The sequence below is a fragment of the Nocardioides sp. JCM 18999 genome (genome assembly GCF_055391175.1).
The window spans coordinates 2,779,502-2,794,455 of the sequence record NZ_AP043887.1 but is presented as its reverse complement, the minus strand read 5'-3'; the positions used below and the strand labels follow the sequence as shown (position 1 = coordinate 2,794,455).

General features: G+C 69.9%; 14 protein-coding genes. 7 read left to right on the top strand and 7 right to left on the bottom strand.

All coding sequences use genetic code 11. The annotated features are described in order from the left end of the window. Positions 1 to 14 precede the first annotated feature (14 nt). The 3 genes from groL to ACZ5J1_RS13785 all read left to right on the top strand — a co-directional run bounded on the left by groL (position 15) and on the right by ACZ5J1_RS13785 (position 4,100). The gene (gene groL, locus ACZ5J1_RS13795; RefSeq protein ID WP_464559727.1) at positions 15 to 1,646 is read left to right on the top strand and encodes a chaperonin GroEL; all 1,632 of its coding nucleotides are present in this window, start codon (positions 15 to 17) and stop codon (positions 1,644 to 1,646) included. 83 nt (positions 1,647 to 1,729) lie between these two features. Then, positions 1,730 to 3,481, top strand: a complete 1,752-nt coding sequence (locus tag ACZ5J1_RS13790; RefSeq protein WP_464559725.1) for a DUF2207 domain-containing protein — start codon at positions 1,730 to 1,732, stop codon at positions 3,479 to 3,481. A gap of 58 nt (positions 3,482 to 3,539) precedes the next feature. Further along, complete coding sequence (locus ACZ5J1_RS13785; protein ID WP_464559723.1) at positions 3,540 to 4,100, top strand: LemA family protein; 561 nt, start codon at positions 3,540 to 3,542, stop codon at positions 4,098 to 4,100. Positions 4,101 to 4,103: 3 nt separating this feature from the next. Here the strand turns inward: ACZ5J1_RS13785 and ACZ5J1_RS13780 are convergent, their stop codons facing one another. Beyond that, a complete protein-coding gene (locus tag ACZ5J1_RS13780; RefSeq protein WP_464559721.1) occupies positions 4,104 to 4,712 on the bottom strand; it encodes an alpha-ketoglutarate-dependent dioxygenase AlkB in 609 nt (202 codons plus the stop codon). Between the two features lie 99 nt (positions 4,713 to 4,811). Between ACZ5J1_RS13780 and ACZ5J1_RS13775 the strand changes: the two genes are divergently transcribed. Beyond that, a complete protein-coding gene (locus ACZ5J1_RS13775) occupies positions 4,812 to 5,543 on the top strand; it encodes a GntR family transcriptional regulator (protein WP_464559719.1) in 732 nt (243 codons plus the stop codon). On the opposite strand, the gene ACZ5J1_RS13770 is transcribed toward ACZ5J1_RS13775, so the two are convergent. The 3 genes from ACZ5J1_RS13770 to ACZ5J1_RS13760 all read right to left on the bottom strand — a co-directional run bounded on the left by ACZ5J1_RS13770 (position 5,531) and on the right by ACZ5J1_RS13760 (position 9,435). Beyond that, complete coding sequence (locus ACZ5J1_RS13770) at positions 5,531 to 6,742, bottom strand: MFS transporter (RefSeq protein ID WP_464559717.1); 1,212 nt, start codon at positions 6,740 to 6,742, stop codon at positions 5,531 to 5,533. The genes ACZ5J1_RS13775 and ACZ5J1_RS13770 overlap by 13 nt on opposite strands. A gap of 88 nt (positions 6,743 to 6,830) precedes the next feature. Continuing rightward, positions 6,831 to 8,036 carry a phosphoglycerate dehydrogenase gene (serA, locus tag ACZ5J1_RS13765; RefSeq protein WP_464559715.1) on the bottom strand — a complete coding sequence of 402 codons (1,206 nt, stop codon included), beginning with the start codon at positions 8,034 to 8,036 and terminating at the stop codon, positions 6,831 to 6,833. A gap of 43 nt (positions 8,037 to 8,079) precedes the next feature. Beyond that, positions 8,080 to 9,435, bottom strand: a complete 1,356-nt coding sequence (locus ACZ5J1_RS13760; protein WP_464559713.1) for a TrpB-like pyridoxal phosphate-dependent enzyme — start codon at positions 9,433 to 9,435, stop codon at positions 8,080 to 8,082. Between the two features lie 74 nt (positions 9,436 to 9,509). Here ACZ5J1_RS13760 and ACZ5J1_RS13755 point away from each other — a divergent pair, with 74 nt between their 5' ends. Both ACZ5J1_RS13755 and ACZ5J1_RS13750 read left to right on the top strand, forming a co-directional pair. Then, positions 9,510 to 10,196 carry a hypothetical protein gene (locus ACZ5J1_RS13755; RefSeq protein WP_464559711.1) on the top strand — a complete coding sequence of 229 codons (687 nt, stop codon included), beginning with the start codon at positions 9,510 to 9,512 and terminating at the stop codon, positions 10,194 to 10,196. Positions 10,197 to 10,244: 48 nt separating this feature from the next. Then, entirely contained in the window at positions 10,245 to 10,619 is a 375-nt protein-coding gene (locus ACZ5J1_RS13750; protein WP_464559709.1) for a hypothetical protein, read from the top strand. Between the two features lie 42 nt (positions 10,620 to 10,661). Here ACZ5J1_RS13750 and ACZ5J1_RS13745 read toward each other — a convergent pair whose 3' ends face one another. Both ACZ5J1_RS13745 and ACZ5J1_RS13740 read right to left on the bottom strand, forming a co-directional pair. Then, a complete protein-coding gene (locus tag ACZ5J1_RS13745; RefSeq protein WP_464559707.1) occupies positions 10,662 to 11,156 on the bottom strand; it encodes a hypothetical protein in 495 nt (164 codons plus the stop codon). 88 nt (positions 11,157 to 11,244) lie between these two features. Then, a complete protein-coding gene (locus ACZ5J1_RS13740) occupies positions 11,245 to 12,426 on the bottom strand; it encodes an RtcB family protein (protein ID WP_464559705.1) in 1,182 nt (393 codons plus the stop codon). A gap of 152 nt (positions 12,427 to 12,578) precedes the next feature. Here ACZ5J1_RS13740 and ACZ5J1_RS13735 point away from each other — a divergent pair, with 152 nt between their 5' ends. Further along, complete coding sequence (locus ACZ5J1_RS13735; protein WP_464559703.1) at positions 12,579 to 13,106, top strand: GNAT family N-acetyltransferase; 528 nt, start codon at positions 12,579 to 12,581, stop codon at positions 13,104 to 13,106. A 159-nt stretch (positions 13,107 to 13,265) separates the two neighbouring features. On the opposite strand, the gene ACZ5J1_RS13730 is transcribed toward ACZ5J1_RS13735, so the two are convergent. After that, a complete protein-coding gene (locus ACZ5J1_RS13730) occupies positions 13,266 to 14,945 on the bottom strand; it encodes a DNA repair helicase XPB (protein WP_464559701.1) in 1,680 nt (559 codons plus the stop codon). Between the last annotated feature and the right edge of the window lie 9 nt (positions 14,946 to 14,954).

Sequence of the window (14,954 nt, the reverse complement as noted above, 5' to 3'; positions counted from 1 at the left end):
GGATGCCGAGCGCAATGCCTAAGCTGATTGCCTTCAACGAGGAGGCCCGTCGCGGCCTCGAGCGTGGCATGAACACCCTCGCCGACGCCGTCAAGGTCACCCTGGGGCCCAAGGGCCGCAACGTGGTCCTCGAGAAGAAGTGGGGCGCCCCCACGATCACCAACGATGGTGTCTCCATCGCCAAGGAGATCGAGCTCGAGGACCCGTACGAGAAGATCGGTGCCGAACTCGTCAAGGAGGTCGCCAAGAAGACCGACGACGTCGCCGGTGACGGAACCACCACCGCGACCGTGCTCGCCCAGGCTCTCGTCCGCGAGGGTCTGCGCAACGTCGCCGCCGGCGCCAACCCGATGGGCCTGAAGAAGGGCATCGAGAAGGCCGTCGACGCCATCTCCGCGCAGCTCCTCGAGAACGCCAAGGAGATCGAGACCAAGGAAGAGATCGCGGCCACCGCGTCCATCTCCGCCGCTGACACCACGGTCGGCGAGCTCATCGCCGAGGCCATGGACAAGGTCGGCAAGGAGGGCGTGATCACGGTCGAGGAGTCCAACACCTTCGGTCTGGACCTCGAGCTCACCGAGGGCATGCGCTTCGACAAGGGCTACATCTCGGCCTACTTCGTCACCGACCCCGAGCGCATGGAGGCGGTCCTCGAGGACCCCTACATCCTGATCGCCAACCAGAAGATCAGCTCGGTCAAGGACGTCCTCCCGCTGCTGGAGAAGGTCATCCAGTCCGGCAAGCCGCTCGTCATCCTCGCTGAGGACACCGACGGCGAGGCGCTGTCGACCCTGGTCGTGAACAAGATCAAGGGCACCTTCAAGTCCGTCGCCGTCAAGGCTCCGGGCTTCGGTGACCGTCGCAAGGCCATGCTGCAGGACATCGCGATCCTCACCGGCGGTCAGGTCATCTCCGAGGAGGTCGGCCTCAAGCTCGACACCGCGGACCTCACCCTGCTCGGCCAGGCTCGCAAGGTCGTCATCACCAAGGACGAGACCACCATCGTCGAGGGTGCCGGCGACGCTGCCCAGATCGAGGGTCGGGTCAACCAGATCCGCGCCGAGATCGAGAAGTCGGACTCCGACTACGACCGCGAGAAGCTCCAGGAGCGCCTCGCCAAGCTCGCCGGCGGTGTCGCCGTGATCAAGGTCGGCGCTGCCACCGAGGTCGAGCTCAAGGAGCGCAAGCACCGCATCGAGGACGCCGTCCGCAACGCCAAGGCTGCGGTCGAGGAGGGCATCCTGCCCGGTGGTGGTGTCGCGCTGGTCCAGGCCGCTGCCGCCGTCTTCGAGAAGCTCGAGGCCGACCTGTCCGGCGACGAGGCCACCGGTGCCGCGATCGTCAAGGCCGCCGTCTCGGCTCCGCTGAAGCAGATCGCCATCAACGCCGGCCTCGAGGGCGGCGTCGTGGCGGAGAAGGTCGCCGGTCTCCCGGCCGGCCAGGGCCTCAACGCCGCCACCGGCGAGTACGTCGACCTGCTGGCCGAGGGCATCATCGACCCGGCCAAGGTCACCCGCTCGGCGCTGCAGAACGCTGCCTCCATCGCGGCGCTCTTCCTCACCACCGAGGCCGTCGTCGCCGACAAGCCGGAGAAGGCCGCCCCGATGGGCGACCCGACCGGTGGCATGGGCGGCATGGACTTCTGATCGAGCAGATCACCAGTCGAAACCGAAGGGCCCGATCCGTGTGATCGGGCCCTTCGGCATTTCTGCCCACTAGAGTCACGGGCGTGAAGCGCGCCCTCGCCACCGCCGTGGCCGTCCTGGCCCTGGCAGCGCTGGTCGCGTTCCCGGCGGTGCTCTGGGGCGTCGACACCGACGGCCAGGCCGTCTCGGACCCGACCAGCATCAGCCGGTACGACGCCGACTTCACCGTCGACGCGGACGGCGACCTGGAGGCGACCGAGACGATCGACGTCGACGTCACCACCTCGGACCGGCACGGCATCTTCCGCTTCTTCGACCGGTACGACGCCAACGCACCGCAGGCACGCCGCACCCCGCGCGACATCTCCGTGACCCGGGACGGCCACCAGGAGCCGTGGACGACCGAGGCCCGTGAGGGCGGCCGGTACACCGTGGTCCGGATCGGAGACGCCGACACGTTGCTGACCGTCGGCACCCACACCTACGTCATCCGCTACACGATCCCCGGGGTGCTGCTCCCGGCCGAGAAGGGCGGCTCCACCTTCTACTGGAACGTCGTCCCCGGCGGCTGGCTGCAGTCGATGAGGAACGTCTCGATCCAGGTGCGCTTCCCGGTGCCTGCCGGACCGACGGTGCGCTGCGCGGTCGGGACGGGAGTCGACGCCGTCGCGTGCGCCCCGACCGGAGCCGGCACCGAGCTGGTCAGCCTCCACCTGGACACGCTCACCAACCTGACCCCCGTCACCATCCTCACCCGGTTGGACATGGCGACCCCGGCCGAAGGCGGACACCTGCCGTGGCCGCAACGGTGGGACCGGGTGCTCGGCACCCGCCCGTGGGCGGTCGTCCTGGTCGGCCTGCTCGCCGTCGGTGCCGGCATCGGCGGCGCCCGGCTCGGGGCTCGCTCCCGGGAGAAGGACCCGCCGTTCCCGCTCGTCTACGCACCACCGCCCGGGATCAACCCGGCCCAGGCGGCGTACCTGCTGCGTGAGACCGTGCCCCGGCACGCCTTCATCGCGACCCTCCTCGAGGGGGCCGATCGCGGCGTGATCACCCTCGACCGCGCCGAGGAGGGCTGGAGCATCGCCGCCCACGGCGACATCGTCGAGGGCGATGCCGCCCAGGTGGCGGTCCGGGCGCTCGCCGGCGAGGGCGGCACGTTCACCGCCTCGCGGAAGTCGGTCTCGGCCGGACAGGCGTTGCAGGCCGAGATCGCGCGGTTCACCAGCTGGGTCAAGATCTGGGGGATCGAGTCGGGGAACATGTCCCGGACCGGGTTCGCCGGCACGGGCGTGACCGTGGTCGTCCTGGCGCTGATCGCGATGGGCGTCCTGGTCTTCTGGAACCCGTTCGGCATGTCGCTGGTCGCGATCGTCCCGGGAGCGTTCGCGATCTTCGGCTTCTCGATGGCGATGACCGGCGCCGGCACCCGGCGCACTCGGGCGGGCCGCGAGCTGTGGTCGCAGGTCGGCGGGTTCCGGCGGGTGCTCTCGACCCCGTCGAGCCAGGACCGGTTCGACTTCTCCGGCCGTCAGGAGCTCTACACGGCCTACATCCCCTGGGCGGTCGCCTTCGACTGCGCCGACGAGTGGGCGGCCAAGTACCGCACCGAGGTGGGCAGCGAACCCCCGATGCCCAGCTACTTCGGTGGCTACTACGCCGGCGCGGCGCTCGCGCACGGCGGGGTCGCCGACGTGGTCGGGGACTTCGACTCGACGGTCAACGGCGCGATCGCGTCGTACGCCGCGACCCAGCGGTCGAGCTCCTCGGGCGGCGGTGGCGGGGGATTCAGCGGCGGTGGCGGCGGCGGAGGCGGTGGTGGGGGCTCCTGGTGAGCTCTGCGAACGTCGGGGCCGGGTGACAGCACTGCCCGGATAGGAAAGGATGCCTGCCATGTGGATCGCGATCATCGTGCTCGTCGTCGTGGTTCTCCTCGTCGGCTTCGTCATCGTCGGGTTCAACAGGCTCCGCACGACCGACGTGGGCGCCCAGGAGGCACTCGGCGGGATCGACGTCCAGCTGACCCGACGGGCCGAGCTGATCCCCAACCTGGTCGAGACCGTCAAGGGGTACGCCGCCCACGAGCGTGAGGTGCTCGAGGAGGTGACGCGGGCACGGGCCCAGCTCGTGACCGCGGCAGCGGGCACCGACGTCCCGGCGAAGGCGGCCGCCGACGCGGCGATGGAGCAGTCGCTGGTCCGGCTCAACGCCACCGCGGAGGCCTACCCGGACCTCAAGGCCAACCAGAACTTCCTCGACCTGCAGAAGCAGCTGGCCGAGACCGAGAACCAGATCGCGTTCGCCCGCACCTACTACAACGACGCCGTCTCGACCCTGAACAAGCTGGTCGTGACGATCCCGTGGATGTTCCTCACCGGACTGGCGAAGGTGTCGGCCCGGGACTTCTACAAGGCGCCCGAGGGGCAGCAGACCGCGCCGACGGTCCAGTTCTGAGCCTCAGAACACGTTCAGCGGTCGGAACTGCACGCTGAGCCGCGGCCCGGCATGGGCCACCTTCGGAACGGCGTGCTCCCAGGTGCGCTGGCAGCTCCCGCCCATCACCAACACGTCGCCGTGACCCATCTCGAAGGAGATCGTGTCGCCGCCACCGCGCGGTCGCAGCGCCAGCCGCCGCGGGTCGCCCAACGAGACGATCGCGACCATCGTGTCCTGGGTCCGACCGCGGCCGATGGTGTCACCGTGCCAGGCCACCGAGTCGCGGCCGTCGCGGTAGTAGCAGCAGCCAGCGGTCCGGAACCGCTCGCCGAGCTCGGCCTCGTAGTGGTCGCTGAGCGCCTCGCGGGCAGCGACCAGTGCGGGGTGCGGCAACGCGCCGTCGGCCAGGTAGGTGTGCACCAGGCGCGGCACGTCGACGACCCGGTCGTACATCTGACGTCTTTCCGCCCGCCACGGGACCTCGGCGATCAACGTCGCGAAGACGTCGTCGGCCTCGGGGAGCCAACCCGTGGCGACGTCCACCCAGGCGCCGGCGCTGAGCGGGGTGCGGTGGAGCGCCCGGGTGTCGGGGCCGGCGGGCGCCTCGAACAGCGATCCCTGGAAGTCCATGCCTCCAGATTAGATCATATGTTCGAATGGATGGCGGTGCAGCGTGTCGGATCGAGGGAACGACGGACGGTTCGGCACTGCGCCGCATAAGGTGACGTCATGGGTGGGGGGACCGAGCCTGTACTTGCGCCGGGGCAGCGGTCGCTCAAGCACGAGACGATCCGCGAGTACGTGCGCACTCTGGTCGCGACCGAACCCCCCGGAACGCCCGCCCCGTCCGAGCGTGAGCTCGTCCATCGCTTCGGCGTCGCCCGGATGACGGTCCGTCAGGCGCTCGACGCCTTGGTGGTCGAGGGCCTGCTCGAGCGGATCCCCGGGCGAGGCACGTTCGTCGCCCGACCCCGGCGTCGCTCCACCCCGGTGATGTCCTTCACCGAGGAGATGTCCCGTCGCGGCAAGCGGGCCGACGCCCGCTCGCTCGCCACCGAACGCCAGGGCGCCTCGGAGTCGGTCGCCCGGGCGATGGGCCTCTCGCCGGGGGACGCCGTGATCCACTGGCGCCGGCTCCGCACCGCCGACGGGCAGCCGGCCTGCCTGGTCGACGCGTGGCTCAACGAGGTCATGCTGCCGGGCTTCATGCACGGTCCGATGCCGACCAGCCTGTACGACGACCTCGGCGCGCGCGGGCTCCGGCCGACGTGGGCGGAGGACATCGTGACGGTCTCGCCGGCCACGGAGGACGAGAGTCGACTGCTCGAGGTGCCGGCCGGCGACCTGGTCGTGCGCGGGCAGCGACGGGCCTTCGCCGGAGAGACGATCATCGAGGTGAGTCGGAGCGCGTGGCGCTCCGACGTGTTCCAGCTGAGGTTGCAGCTGGGTCAGGCCGACTGACCGACCGGTTCCGTCTCGAGCTCGGCGAGTGCCTCGGCGCGGCGGTCGAAGCTGCGCGTGACGACGAGGGCGATCACGGCGACGGCCAGACCACCCAGGCCGGCGTACGCGAAGCCCGCCGACCATCCGCCGTGGTCCAGGGCGATGCCGATGAAGGGCGCGCCCAGGGCCGAGCCGAGCGTGAGCGCCGACCCGTGCCACCCCATTGCCTCGCCCCGGATGCTGGCCGGCACCTGGCGGGAGAGCGCGTCGACGGTCGCGGTGATGGTCGGGGCGCAGAAGCCGCCCGAGATCAGGAGCAGCACGACGAACATCCAGGTGGTGTTCGCCAGCGCGATGAGGGCGGTCGAGCCCGCGAGTCCGATCAGCAGGACCGCAGCGCCCGGGGGACGCTTCATCGCGCCGTACACGAGGGCCCCGACGCCGGACCCGGCGCCCCACAGGGCGAGCACCCAGCCGATGTGGGACGGGGTGCCCCACTCCCGCAGCGCCGCCACGGTGGACAGGTCCTCGGCGGTGAGGATGGCGGTCGAGATCGCAGCCATCGCGAGGATCGCGATCGCCGACGGGGTCAACCAGTCCCGCGGCGGGATGTGCCCGGCCGAGATGTCGGAGTGGACGCTGAGCAGGGGCGGGTTGACCCACCACAGCGCCGTCGCGCCCGCGATGACCGCCATCTGGCAGAGCAGCAGGGCGATGTCGGTCGGCAGGTAGGTCGCGGCCAGCACGCCCAGCACCGGGCCGAAGAGGTAGCTCATCTCGACGGCGATCGAGTCGATCGACAGGGCCGTCACCCGCTGCTCGTCGGGCACGTGGCTGATCAGCACCTGCCGGATGATGGTGAAGGTCGGCACGGTGAAGAGGGCGGCCAGACCGGCCAGTGCCGCCAGCGCCCAGAAGCCGACCCACGGCGCGATCACCCAGACGGCGGCACCGATGAGGAGCGAGGGCAGCAGGGCCTTGCGCAGGCCCAGGCGGTCCATCCGCCGGCCGCGCCACGGACCGCTGATCGCCATGCCGGCCGAGACGATCATCGCCACCAGCCCGGCCTCGGCGTACGACCGGCCCAGGGAGGTCACGATGTGCAGGGTCAGCACGATGTTGGCCGCCCACAGCGGGATGCGGATGACAAGGCCCAGGAGGACGGTCCGACGGATGACCGGCTCCCTCAGCACCTCGGTGTACGTCGCGAATCCCACGGTTCCATTGTCCGTTGCCGAATCGATTCAGTCGAATCGTTAAAAACGCCCCCTCCGACGGGTCGGAGGGGGCGTTCTGAGGGCGTTGTCAGGCGCTGAAGTGCCTCAACCACTGGGTGTGCGGCGACGCGGACAGCTTGGCGAGTGCGGTCTCGGGGAGCTCCCCGGCGAGGTCGGTCACCACGTAACCTTGCTCACCTCGGGTGGCCAGGTACTGGCCGGTGACGTTCGCGCCCTCGCTGGCCAGGACGTTGTTCACGTCGGCCAGGACGCCGGGGACGTTGGCGTGCAGGAAGCCGACCCGGGTGCCCTCGACCAGGGCCGGGGGCTGCACGGCGGGGAGGTTCACCGACAGCTCGGTGGAGCCCTGCTGCTGGAAGTTCTTCAGCTTGCTGGAGACGAAGTAGCCGATGTCCTCCTGCGCCTCCTGGGTCGAGCCGCCCACGTGCGGGGTCAGGATGACGTTGTCGAGACCGCGCAGCGGCGACTCGAACACATCGCCCTGGGCCTTGGGCTCGATCGGGAAGACGTCGAGCGCGGCACCGGCGATGTGGCCCGACAGGATGTTCTCGCGCAGCGACTCGGTGTCGACCACCATGCCGCGGGCGGCGTTGATGAAGAGGCTGCGCGGCTTCATCGTGGCGAACTGCTCGGCGCCGAAGATGCCGGCGTTGCCCGGGCGACCGTCGACGTGCAGCGAGACCACGTCGGCCTCGGCGAGCAGCGCGTCCAGGCTCGGCATCCGGCGGGCGTTGCCGTGCGCGAGACGGTCAGCGATGTCGAAGAAGATCACGTACATGCCGAGCGCCTCGGCGAGGTTGGACAGCTGGGTGCCGATGTTGCCGTAGCCGACGATGCCCAGGGTGCGCCCGCGGACCTCGTGGCTGCCCTTGGCCGACTTGTCCCAGACGCCGGCGTGCATCTTGTCGGTCTTCTCCGGCAGGCGGCGGGCGAGGCTGATGATCTCGGCGATCACGAGCTCCACGACGCTGCGCGTGTTCGAGTACGGCGCGTTGAAGACCGCGACCCCGCGCTCGGCCGCCGCGACCAGGTCGACCTGGTTGGTGCCGATGCAGAAGCAACCGATCGCCTTGAGGTCGGGCGCAGCGTCCAGCACCCGCGCCGTGACGTGGGTGTTGGACCGGATCCCGATCAAAGAGACGCCCGGCAGGGCCTCGATCAGCTCGTCCTCGGACATCGAGGCGCTGCGCAGGTCCACCTCGAACCCGGAGCGCTCGAGGTTCTCGACCGCGACGGGGTGGATGTTCTCGAGCAGCAGCACCTTCTCAGCCATGACCCAATCCTAGGTGGCGGCCGAGGAGGTGCTGCGCCGGGATTCAGATGGCGGGCACGGTGGCCAGTGCCGCCTGGAGCGCGTCCTCGGAGAGCGCGTCATCCTCGAGGGTGCCGGAGAGGAACTGGGCGTAGGCGCCGAGCTCGAGCAGACCGTGGCCGGACAGGCCGATCACGATCACCTTCTCCTCGCCGGACTCCTTCGCCGCCAGCGCCTCGGCGCGGGCCGCGGCCAGCGCGTGCGCCGACTCCGGGGCCGGCACGATGCCCTGCGTCCGGGCGAACTCGACGCCCGCCTCGAAGCACTCGTTCTGGTGCAGCGCGACCGCCTCGATCATGCCCTCGTGCACGGCGTGCGAGACCAGCGGAGCCATCCCGTGGTAGCGCAGACCGCCGGCGTGGATCGGGCTCGGCACGAAGTCGTGACCCAGCGTGTACATCTTCATCAGCGGCGTCATGCCGGCGGTGTCGCCGAAGTCGTATCGGTACTCGCCCCGGGTCAGGGTCGGACAGCTGGTCGGCTCGACGGCGACGATCCGCGTCGTCGTACCGGCGGTGAGGTTCCGGCCGAGGAACGGGAAGGTGAGGCCGGCGAAGTTGGAGCCGCCGCCGGCGCAGCCGAAGATCACGTCGACCTTCGTCTCGCCGGCCTTCTCCAGCTGCTTGAGCGCCTCCTGGCCGATGACGGTCTGGTGCAGCAGCACGTGGTTGAGCACCGAGCCCAGGGCGTACTTGGTGTCCTCGGCCTGGGCGGCGACCTCCACGGCCTCCGAGATCGCGATGCCGAGCGAGCCCGGATGTCCCTCGGGGAACGCCTTGCCGGACTCGGTCAGCTGGCTGGGGGAGCGGTGGACGGTGCCGCCGAAGACCTCGATCAGGGTGCGGCGCTGCGGCTTCGTGTCGTACGACGCCCCGACCTGCCACACCTCGCACTCGACCCCGTAGAGCGCCGAGGCGTACGACAGGGCGGTGCCCCACTGGCCGGCACCGGTCTCGGTGGTCAGCCGGCGGATGCCGTGCAGTGAGTTGTAGTAGACCTGCGGCACCGCGGTGTTGACCTTGTGGCTCCCGGCCGGGGAGACGCCCTCGTACTTGTAGTAGATCCGGGCGGTGGTGCCGAGCAGCTTCTCCCAACGGCGTGCGCGGTAGAGCGGGCTGGGTCGGTACTGGCGGTAGACCTCGCGCACGGCGTCGGGGATCTCGACGTACTTCTCGGCCGAGACCTCCTGCAGGATCAGCTCGATCGGGAACAGCGGGGCGAGGTCGTCGGGGCCGACGGGCTCGTGCGTGCCCGGGTGCAGCGGCGGCGGCGGAGGCGTCGGAAGGTCGGCGACGATGTTGTACCAGTGCGTGACCTCCTCGTCGGGGCCGAGCGTGTACATGACCTGGTCGTCGCTCATCGGGATCGCCTTCACAGCCGGAGATGGGTGAAAAGAACGTAGCGAGCAGGGGATCGGGGTGTCACCCTTTTTCGGTGCCTCTCGACGCCGACTCCTTCGCCGCCCTCGCGCGGTCCTCGCCCTGGCGGTTCTCGAGCGTGCACTTCCGTTACCGGTGCGTGGAGTTCGACGAGGACGTCGAGGCGTGGCTCGAGCGCCCGGGGATGCTCCGGGTGCGACGCCCCGATGGCAGCGAGTCCGTCGAGCGGGGGATTCCGGAGTCGCGCGCGGTGATGGAGATCAGCGACTCGGGCGTGGTGTCGTCCCGGGTGGTCACTCTGCGGCCGCCGACCGAGTTCACTCCGCTGCTGCGGGCCGACGGGCTCGTCGCCGTACGCCCGGACGACCCTGACGTCGGCTACGGCGACCCGATGTACAACACCTATCGCTGGGTCGCGATGCTCGACCCGGTCGAGCTCTCTCACCACGTGGAGATCACCGAGGTGCGGGCCGACCAGGTCGCGGGCCGGACGGTCTGGCGAGCCCGCGTCGCAGCGGCGGAGGGCTACGAGCCCCGGTGCGGTTGCTGTCCGCTGCTGAACTCCTGGATCGCCGCCCGCGACGAGCACCAGTGCGGTGGCCCGGACCCGCGGCCGCTCGAGGACTACCCGACGGCGTACGACGTCGCGCTCGACCGGCAGACCGGGATCGTCGTCTCGCTCGATCCCGTCGGCGGCGTCCTCAGGGACGGGTTCACCGTCGAGATCCACGAGGCACGCTGATTCCGCATCCGGAGGGTGGCGGACGCACGGGAGTGGGAGACTCCCGTCATGCAGGACCAGATCGAGCAGGCTGAACCCCCGACCCTGCCGGCTCCGGTGAGGACGCCGTGGGGACCGATCGTGGTGTCCGTGTGCGCCGTCGCCTTCGCAGGCTTCTGGACGCTGATCCACCTCCTCGGCCTGAGCATCCTGCTCTCGTTGCCCGAAGGGATCGCCCCGCCGGGCGTCACCGAGGTCGGACCACGGGTCGGCGACATCGTTGGTCTGATCGTCCGGATCGTGGTGCTCCCCCTGCTCACGGTAGGTGCGGGAGCACTGACCTGGTGGTGGTCGTTCCGTGGACGTCGGCGCGACGCATGGCTCGCTGCCGGCGGAACCGTGCTGGCGGCCTTGCTCACGACGGGATGGGCGCCCTTCATCTGACCCGTGCCGTGACATGAGCGCCACCGTGAGGTGGCCCTGGTGTCACGCCTCCAGGTCGGCCATCGCCTCGAGGTCGTGGGCGAGCAGGCCCTCGAGCCGGGCGAGGAGGTCGGGGTTGTCGCCGGCGACCGTGGTCTTGGCGATCAGACCCAGGATGCCGATCGCGTTCTCCCGGTGACGCTCGAGCAGGCTCTGCAGGGTCACCGCCAGCTCGGGGTCGTACTCCGGCGTGGCCGGGTCAGCGACGCGGGCCGGGGAGCCGAGCTCGAGGTTCTCGGTGGGGCCGGACTGCTCGATCGTGACGACCATCTCCTCCAGCGAGGTGATCATCTCGGGCTCGGCACCCTCGCCGAGCGCGGCGGCCAGGGAGCCCCGGGCGCGAGCCAGGCTGAGCCGGTGCAGCGCGATGCCGTTGCGCTCGACCTGCTTGAGCCGGGCGTCGAGTGCCTCGAGCGCCTCGTCCTCACTCAGTCCGGCCACGCTGGCCGAGACCTCTTCCAGGCGGCGGGCGAACTCTTCGTCAACGTTCTCGGACATGGTGTCCAAGCGTACGTCGCCGAGACCGGGCGGCCGAACGGTGGAGCGCCACGGTCACCTGGTGACCATGACGCCCCACCGTCTCGCGTCAATCTCCCTTCACGTTCACGATCTGACGCAGCGTGTGCCGGATCTCGACCAGGTCGACGGCGTCCGCCATCACCTGGTCGATGTCCTTGTACGCCGCCGGGATCTCGTCGATGAACGCGTCGGTGTCGCGGTACTCGATCCCGACCATCGCCGACCGCAGGTCCTCGGCACTGAACTGCCGACGTGCTGCCGACCGGGAGAAGTTCCGCCCGGCGCCGTGCGGTGCGGAGTTGAGCGCCACCTTGTTGCCGAGCCCGGAGACGACGTACGACGCCGTGCCCATCGAACCCGGGATCAGGCCCGCGCGCCCGGCCTCAGCGTTGATCGCGCCCTTGCGGGAGAGCCACACCTCACGACCGAAGTGGGTCTCCACCTCGGTGTAGTTGTGGTGGCAGTTGATCTCCTCGAGCCGCTGCACCTCGTCGGCGGAGGACAGTCCGACCCACTCGGCGAACTGACGCACGACCCGATCCATCATCTCCTCACGGTTGAGCAGCGCGTAGTGCTGCGCCCACCGCATCTCGCGGATGTAGGCCCAGAACTCGTCGGTGCCCTCAGCGAGGTAGGCGAGATCCTTGTCGGGCAGACGGATCCACCACTTCTCGCACAGAGCGGCCGCGACCTTGATGTGCCGCTGCGCGATCCGGTTCCCGACCCCACGGGAGCCCGAGTGCAGGAAGAGCCAGACCTGGTCGAGCTCGTCGACCGTGACCTCGATGAAGTGGTTCCCCGAGCCGAGCGTGCCGAGCTGCAGGTCCCACGCCTTGGCGTACGCACCGGGCTCGAAGCCGGCCTGCTCCGCCTCGGCGGTGAGCAGGTCGAGTCGGGCCTGGGTGTGGTCGCGGCTGACCTTGCGGTTCGCGGCGCCGGCCGAGAGCGGGATCGCGCGCTCGATCGCCTCACGCAGTGGGCGCCGATCGGCGGGCAGCTGGTCGCGGTGGAACTGGGTCCGCACCGCGATCATGCCGCAGCCGATGTCGACGCCGACGGCCGCCGGGATGATCGCGCCGAGGGTCGGGATGACCGATCCCACCGTCGCGCCGAGCCCCAGGTGAGCGTCCGGCATCAACGCCACGTGCGGGAAGACGAACGGCATCGTGGCCGTGGTCTGCGCCTGCGCGCGGGTGTTGTCCTCGAGGATCGAAGCCCAGTTCATGAGCTTCGGAGTGATCTTCTCCATCGTGGTTTCCTCTGGTCTGTCCTCTCGTGAGAGTTCTGCCCACGCTCTGTGGGCACGGCGGAGGAACCTACGGACGCAGAAACCGCTTGTACGACGGGTTTTCGGCGTGCCTGTTGGGCGACCGCCCGACGAGCGGCCCTAGGGTCTCGGACATGACGCAGCCGACCCTCCGTGGCGATCAGGTCATCCTCCGCCCCTGGGACGAAGGCGATCTCGACTTCGTCCTGTCTGCGGCGATCGATCCGGACATTCCAGCGATCAGTGAGGTTCCGGCCCGATGCGACCTCACAGGAGCCCAAGCCTTCATCGAGGCGCAGGCCGATCGGATTGCAGCGGGCAAGGGTTGGGCGTGGGCGGTCGAAGCAGACAGCGAGACGGTGGGTTACGTCGGTGCCCTGTGGATTTCGCGCCCGGCCGGTCGAGCATCGATCGGGTACTGGGCCGGTGCTGCGAATCGCCGACGAGGGCGGACGGCCGACGCGGTGGCGACGGCGACGCGGTGGCTGCTGAGCGAGGGTGGCGTCGCTCGCCTTGAGGCTTTCATCGAGCCCGGCAACCAGGGATCGATCCGGGTGGCCGAGTCCGCAGGATTCACCAGGGAGGGCCTGATGCGGTCGTTCGCGCCGATGCGAGGAACCCGTCGAGACGCTTACCTGTTCGCGAGGATCGCGGGCGACTGACCGTTCGTGCGCGAGTGCGGAACGACACGCCGCAGGAGTCGGTGTGTCGCGCTCCGGCGGTGCACGTGCAGTCAGGCGTCGGGCGCCCGATCCAGGTCGTCGGCAGAGCGCCCGCGGGCGCTTGCCTCCTCGCTCGCCACATGACGCGAGCAAGCTCGGTCATGGGCTCACTTCGTCGGCATCGACGATCCGGTACGCGTACCCCTGCTCGGCCAGGAACCGCTGCCGGTTCGCGGCGAAGTCGGCGTCCACGGTGTCCCGCGAGACCACGGTGTAGAAGTGCGCCACCTTGCGTGAGCCGTCGGGCAGCGGGTCCCCGGGCCGGAGCAGGCGACCCAACCGCTGAGCCTCCTCCTGCCGCGAGCCGTAGGAGCCCGAGACCTGGATCGCCACCTCGGCAGAAGGCAGGTCGATGGAGAAGTTCGCGACCTTGCTCACCACCAGCAGCTTGATCTCGCCGGCACGGAAGGCGTCGTAGAGGCGCTGCCGCTCCTTGACCGTGGTCTCACCCGAGATCACCGGGGCGTCGAGCTTGTCGGCCAGCTCGTGCAGCTGGTCGAGGTACTGCCCGATCACCAGCGTGGGCTGGCCGGCATGGCGGTCGAGCAGGGAGCGGACCACGTCGATCTTGTGGTGCGTGCACGAGGCGAGCCGGTAACGCTCCTCGGGTTCGGCGGTGGCGTAGACCATCCGCTCCGACGACGGCAGCGTCACCCGCACCTCGACGCAGTCGGCCGGCGCGATGTAGCCCTGCGCCTCGATGTCCTTCCAGGGGGCGTCGTACCGCTTCGGCCCGATCAGGGAGAAGACGTCGCCCTCGCGGCCGTCCTCGCGCACCAGGGTGGCGGTCAGGCCGATCCGGCGGCGGGCCTGCAGATCGGCGGTCATCCGGAAGATCGGCGCAGGAAGCAGGTGCACCTCGTCGTAGACGATGAGGCCCCAGTCGCGGGCGTCGAGGAGTTCCAGGTGCGGGTAGACACCCTTCCGCTTCAGCGTCAGCACCTGGTAGGTCGCGATCGTGACCGGCCGGATCTCCTTGGTGGTCCCGGAGTACTCGCCGATCTCGTCGGCGGTCAGGGACGTGCGCTTGATCAGCTCGTCCTTCCACTGCCGCGCCGAGACCGTGTTCGTCACCAGGATCAGCGTGGTCGCACCGGCGTGCGCCATCGCGGCCGCACCGACGATCGTCTTCCCCGCCCCGCACGGGAGTACGACGACCCCGGACCCGCCGTGCCAGAACGACTCGGCCGCCTCGCGCTGGTAGGGCCTCAGCGTCCAGCCGTCCTCGGCCAGGTCGATGGGGTGCGCCTCGCCGTCGACGTACCCGGCGTAGTCCTCGGCCGGCCAGCCGAGCTTGAGCAGCGCCTGCTTGAGGTTGCCGCGCTCGGAGCCGTGCACGACGACGGCGCCGCCCGAATAGTCAGGGTCCGGGCCGATGTCCTCCACGCGGGCGCCGAGCATGCCCGCGACCTTCTTGGAGCGGACCACCTCCTCGAACACGGCACGGTCCGAGGAGGCCAGAACCAGGCCGTGGGTGGGGTGCTTCTCCAGCCGAAGTCGGCCGTAGCGCGCCATCGTCTCGGCGATGTCGACCAGCAACGCGTGCGGGACGGCGTACCGGCTGTAGGCCAGCAGCGCGTCGATGACCTGCTCGGCGTCGTGACCGGCGGCCCGGGCGTTCCACAGGCCGAGCGGGGTGAGGCGGTAGGTGTGGATGTGCTCGGGGGAGCGCTCCAGCTCGGCGAACGGCGCGATCGCCTTGCGGGCCTCGCCGGCAGCCGGGTGATCGACCTCCAGCAGCAGCGTCTTGTCCGACTGAACGATCAGGGGCCCATCCATAACGGGCCA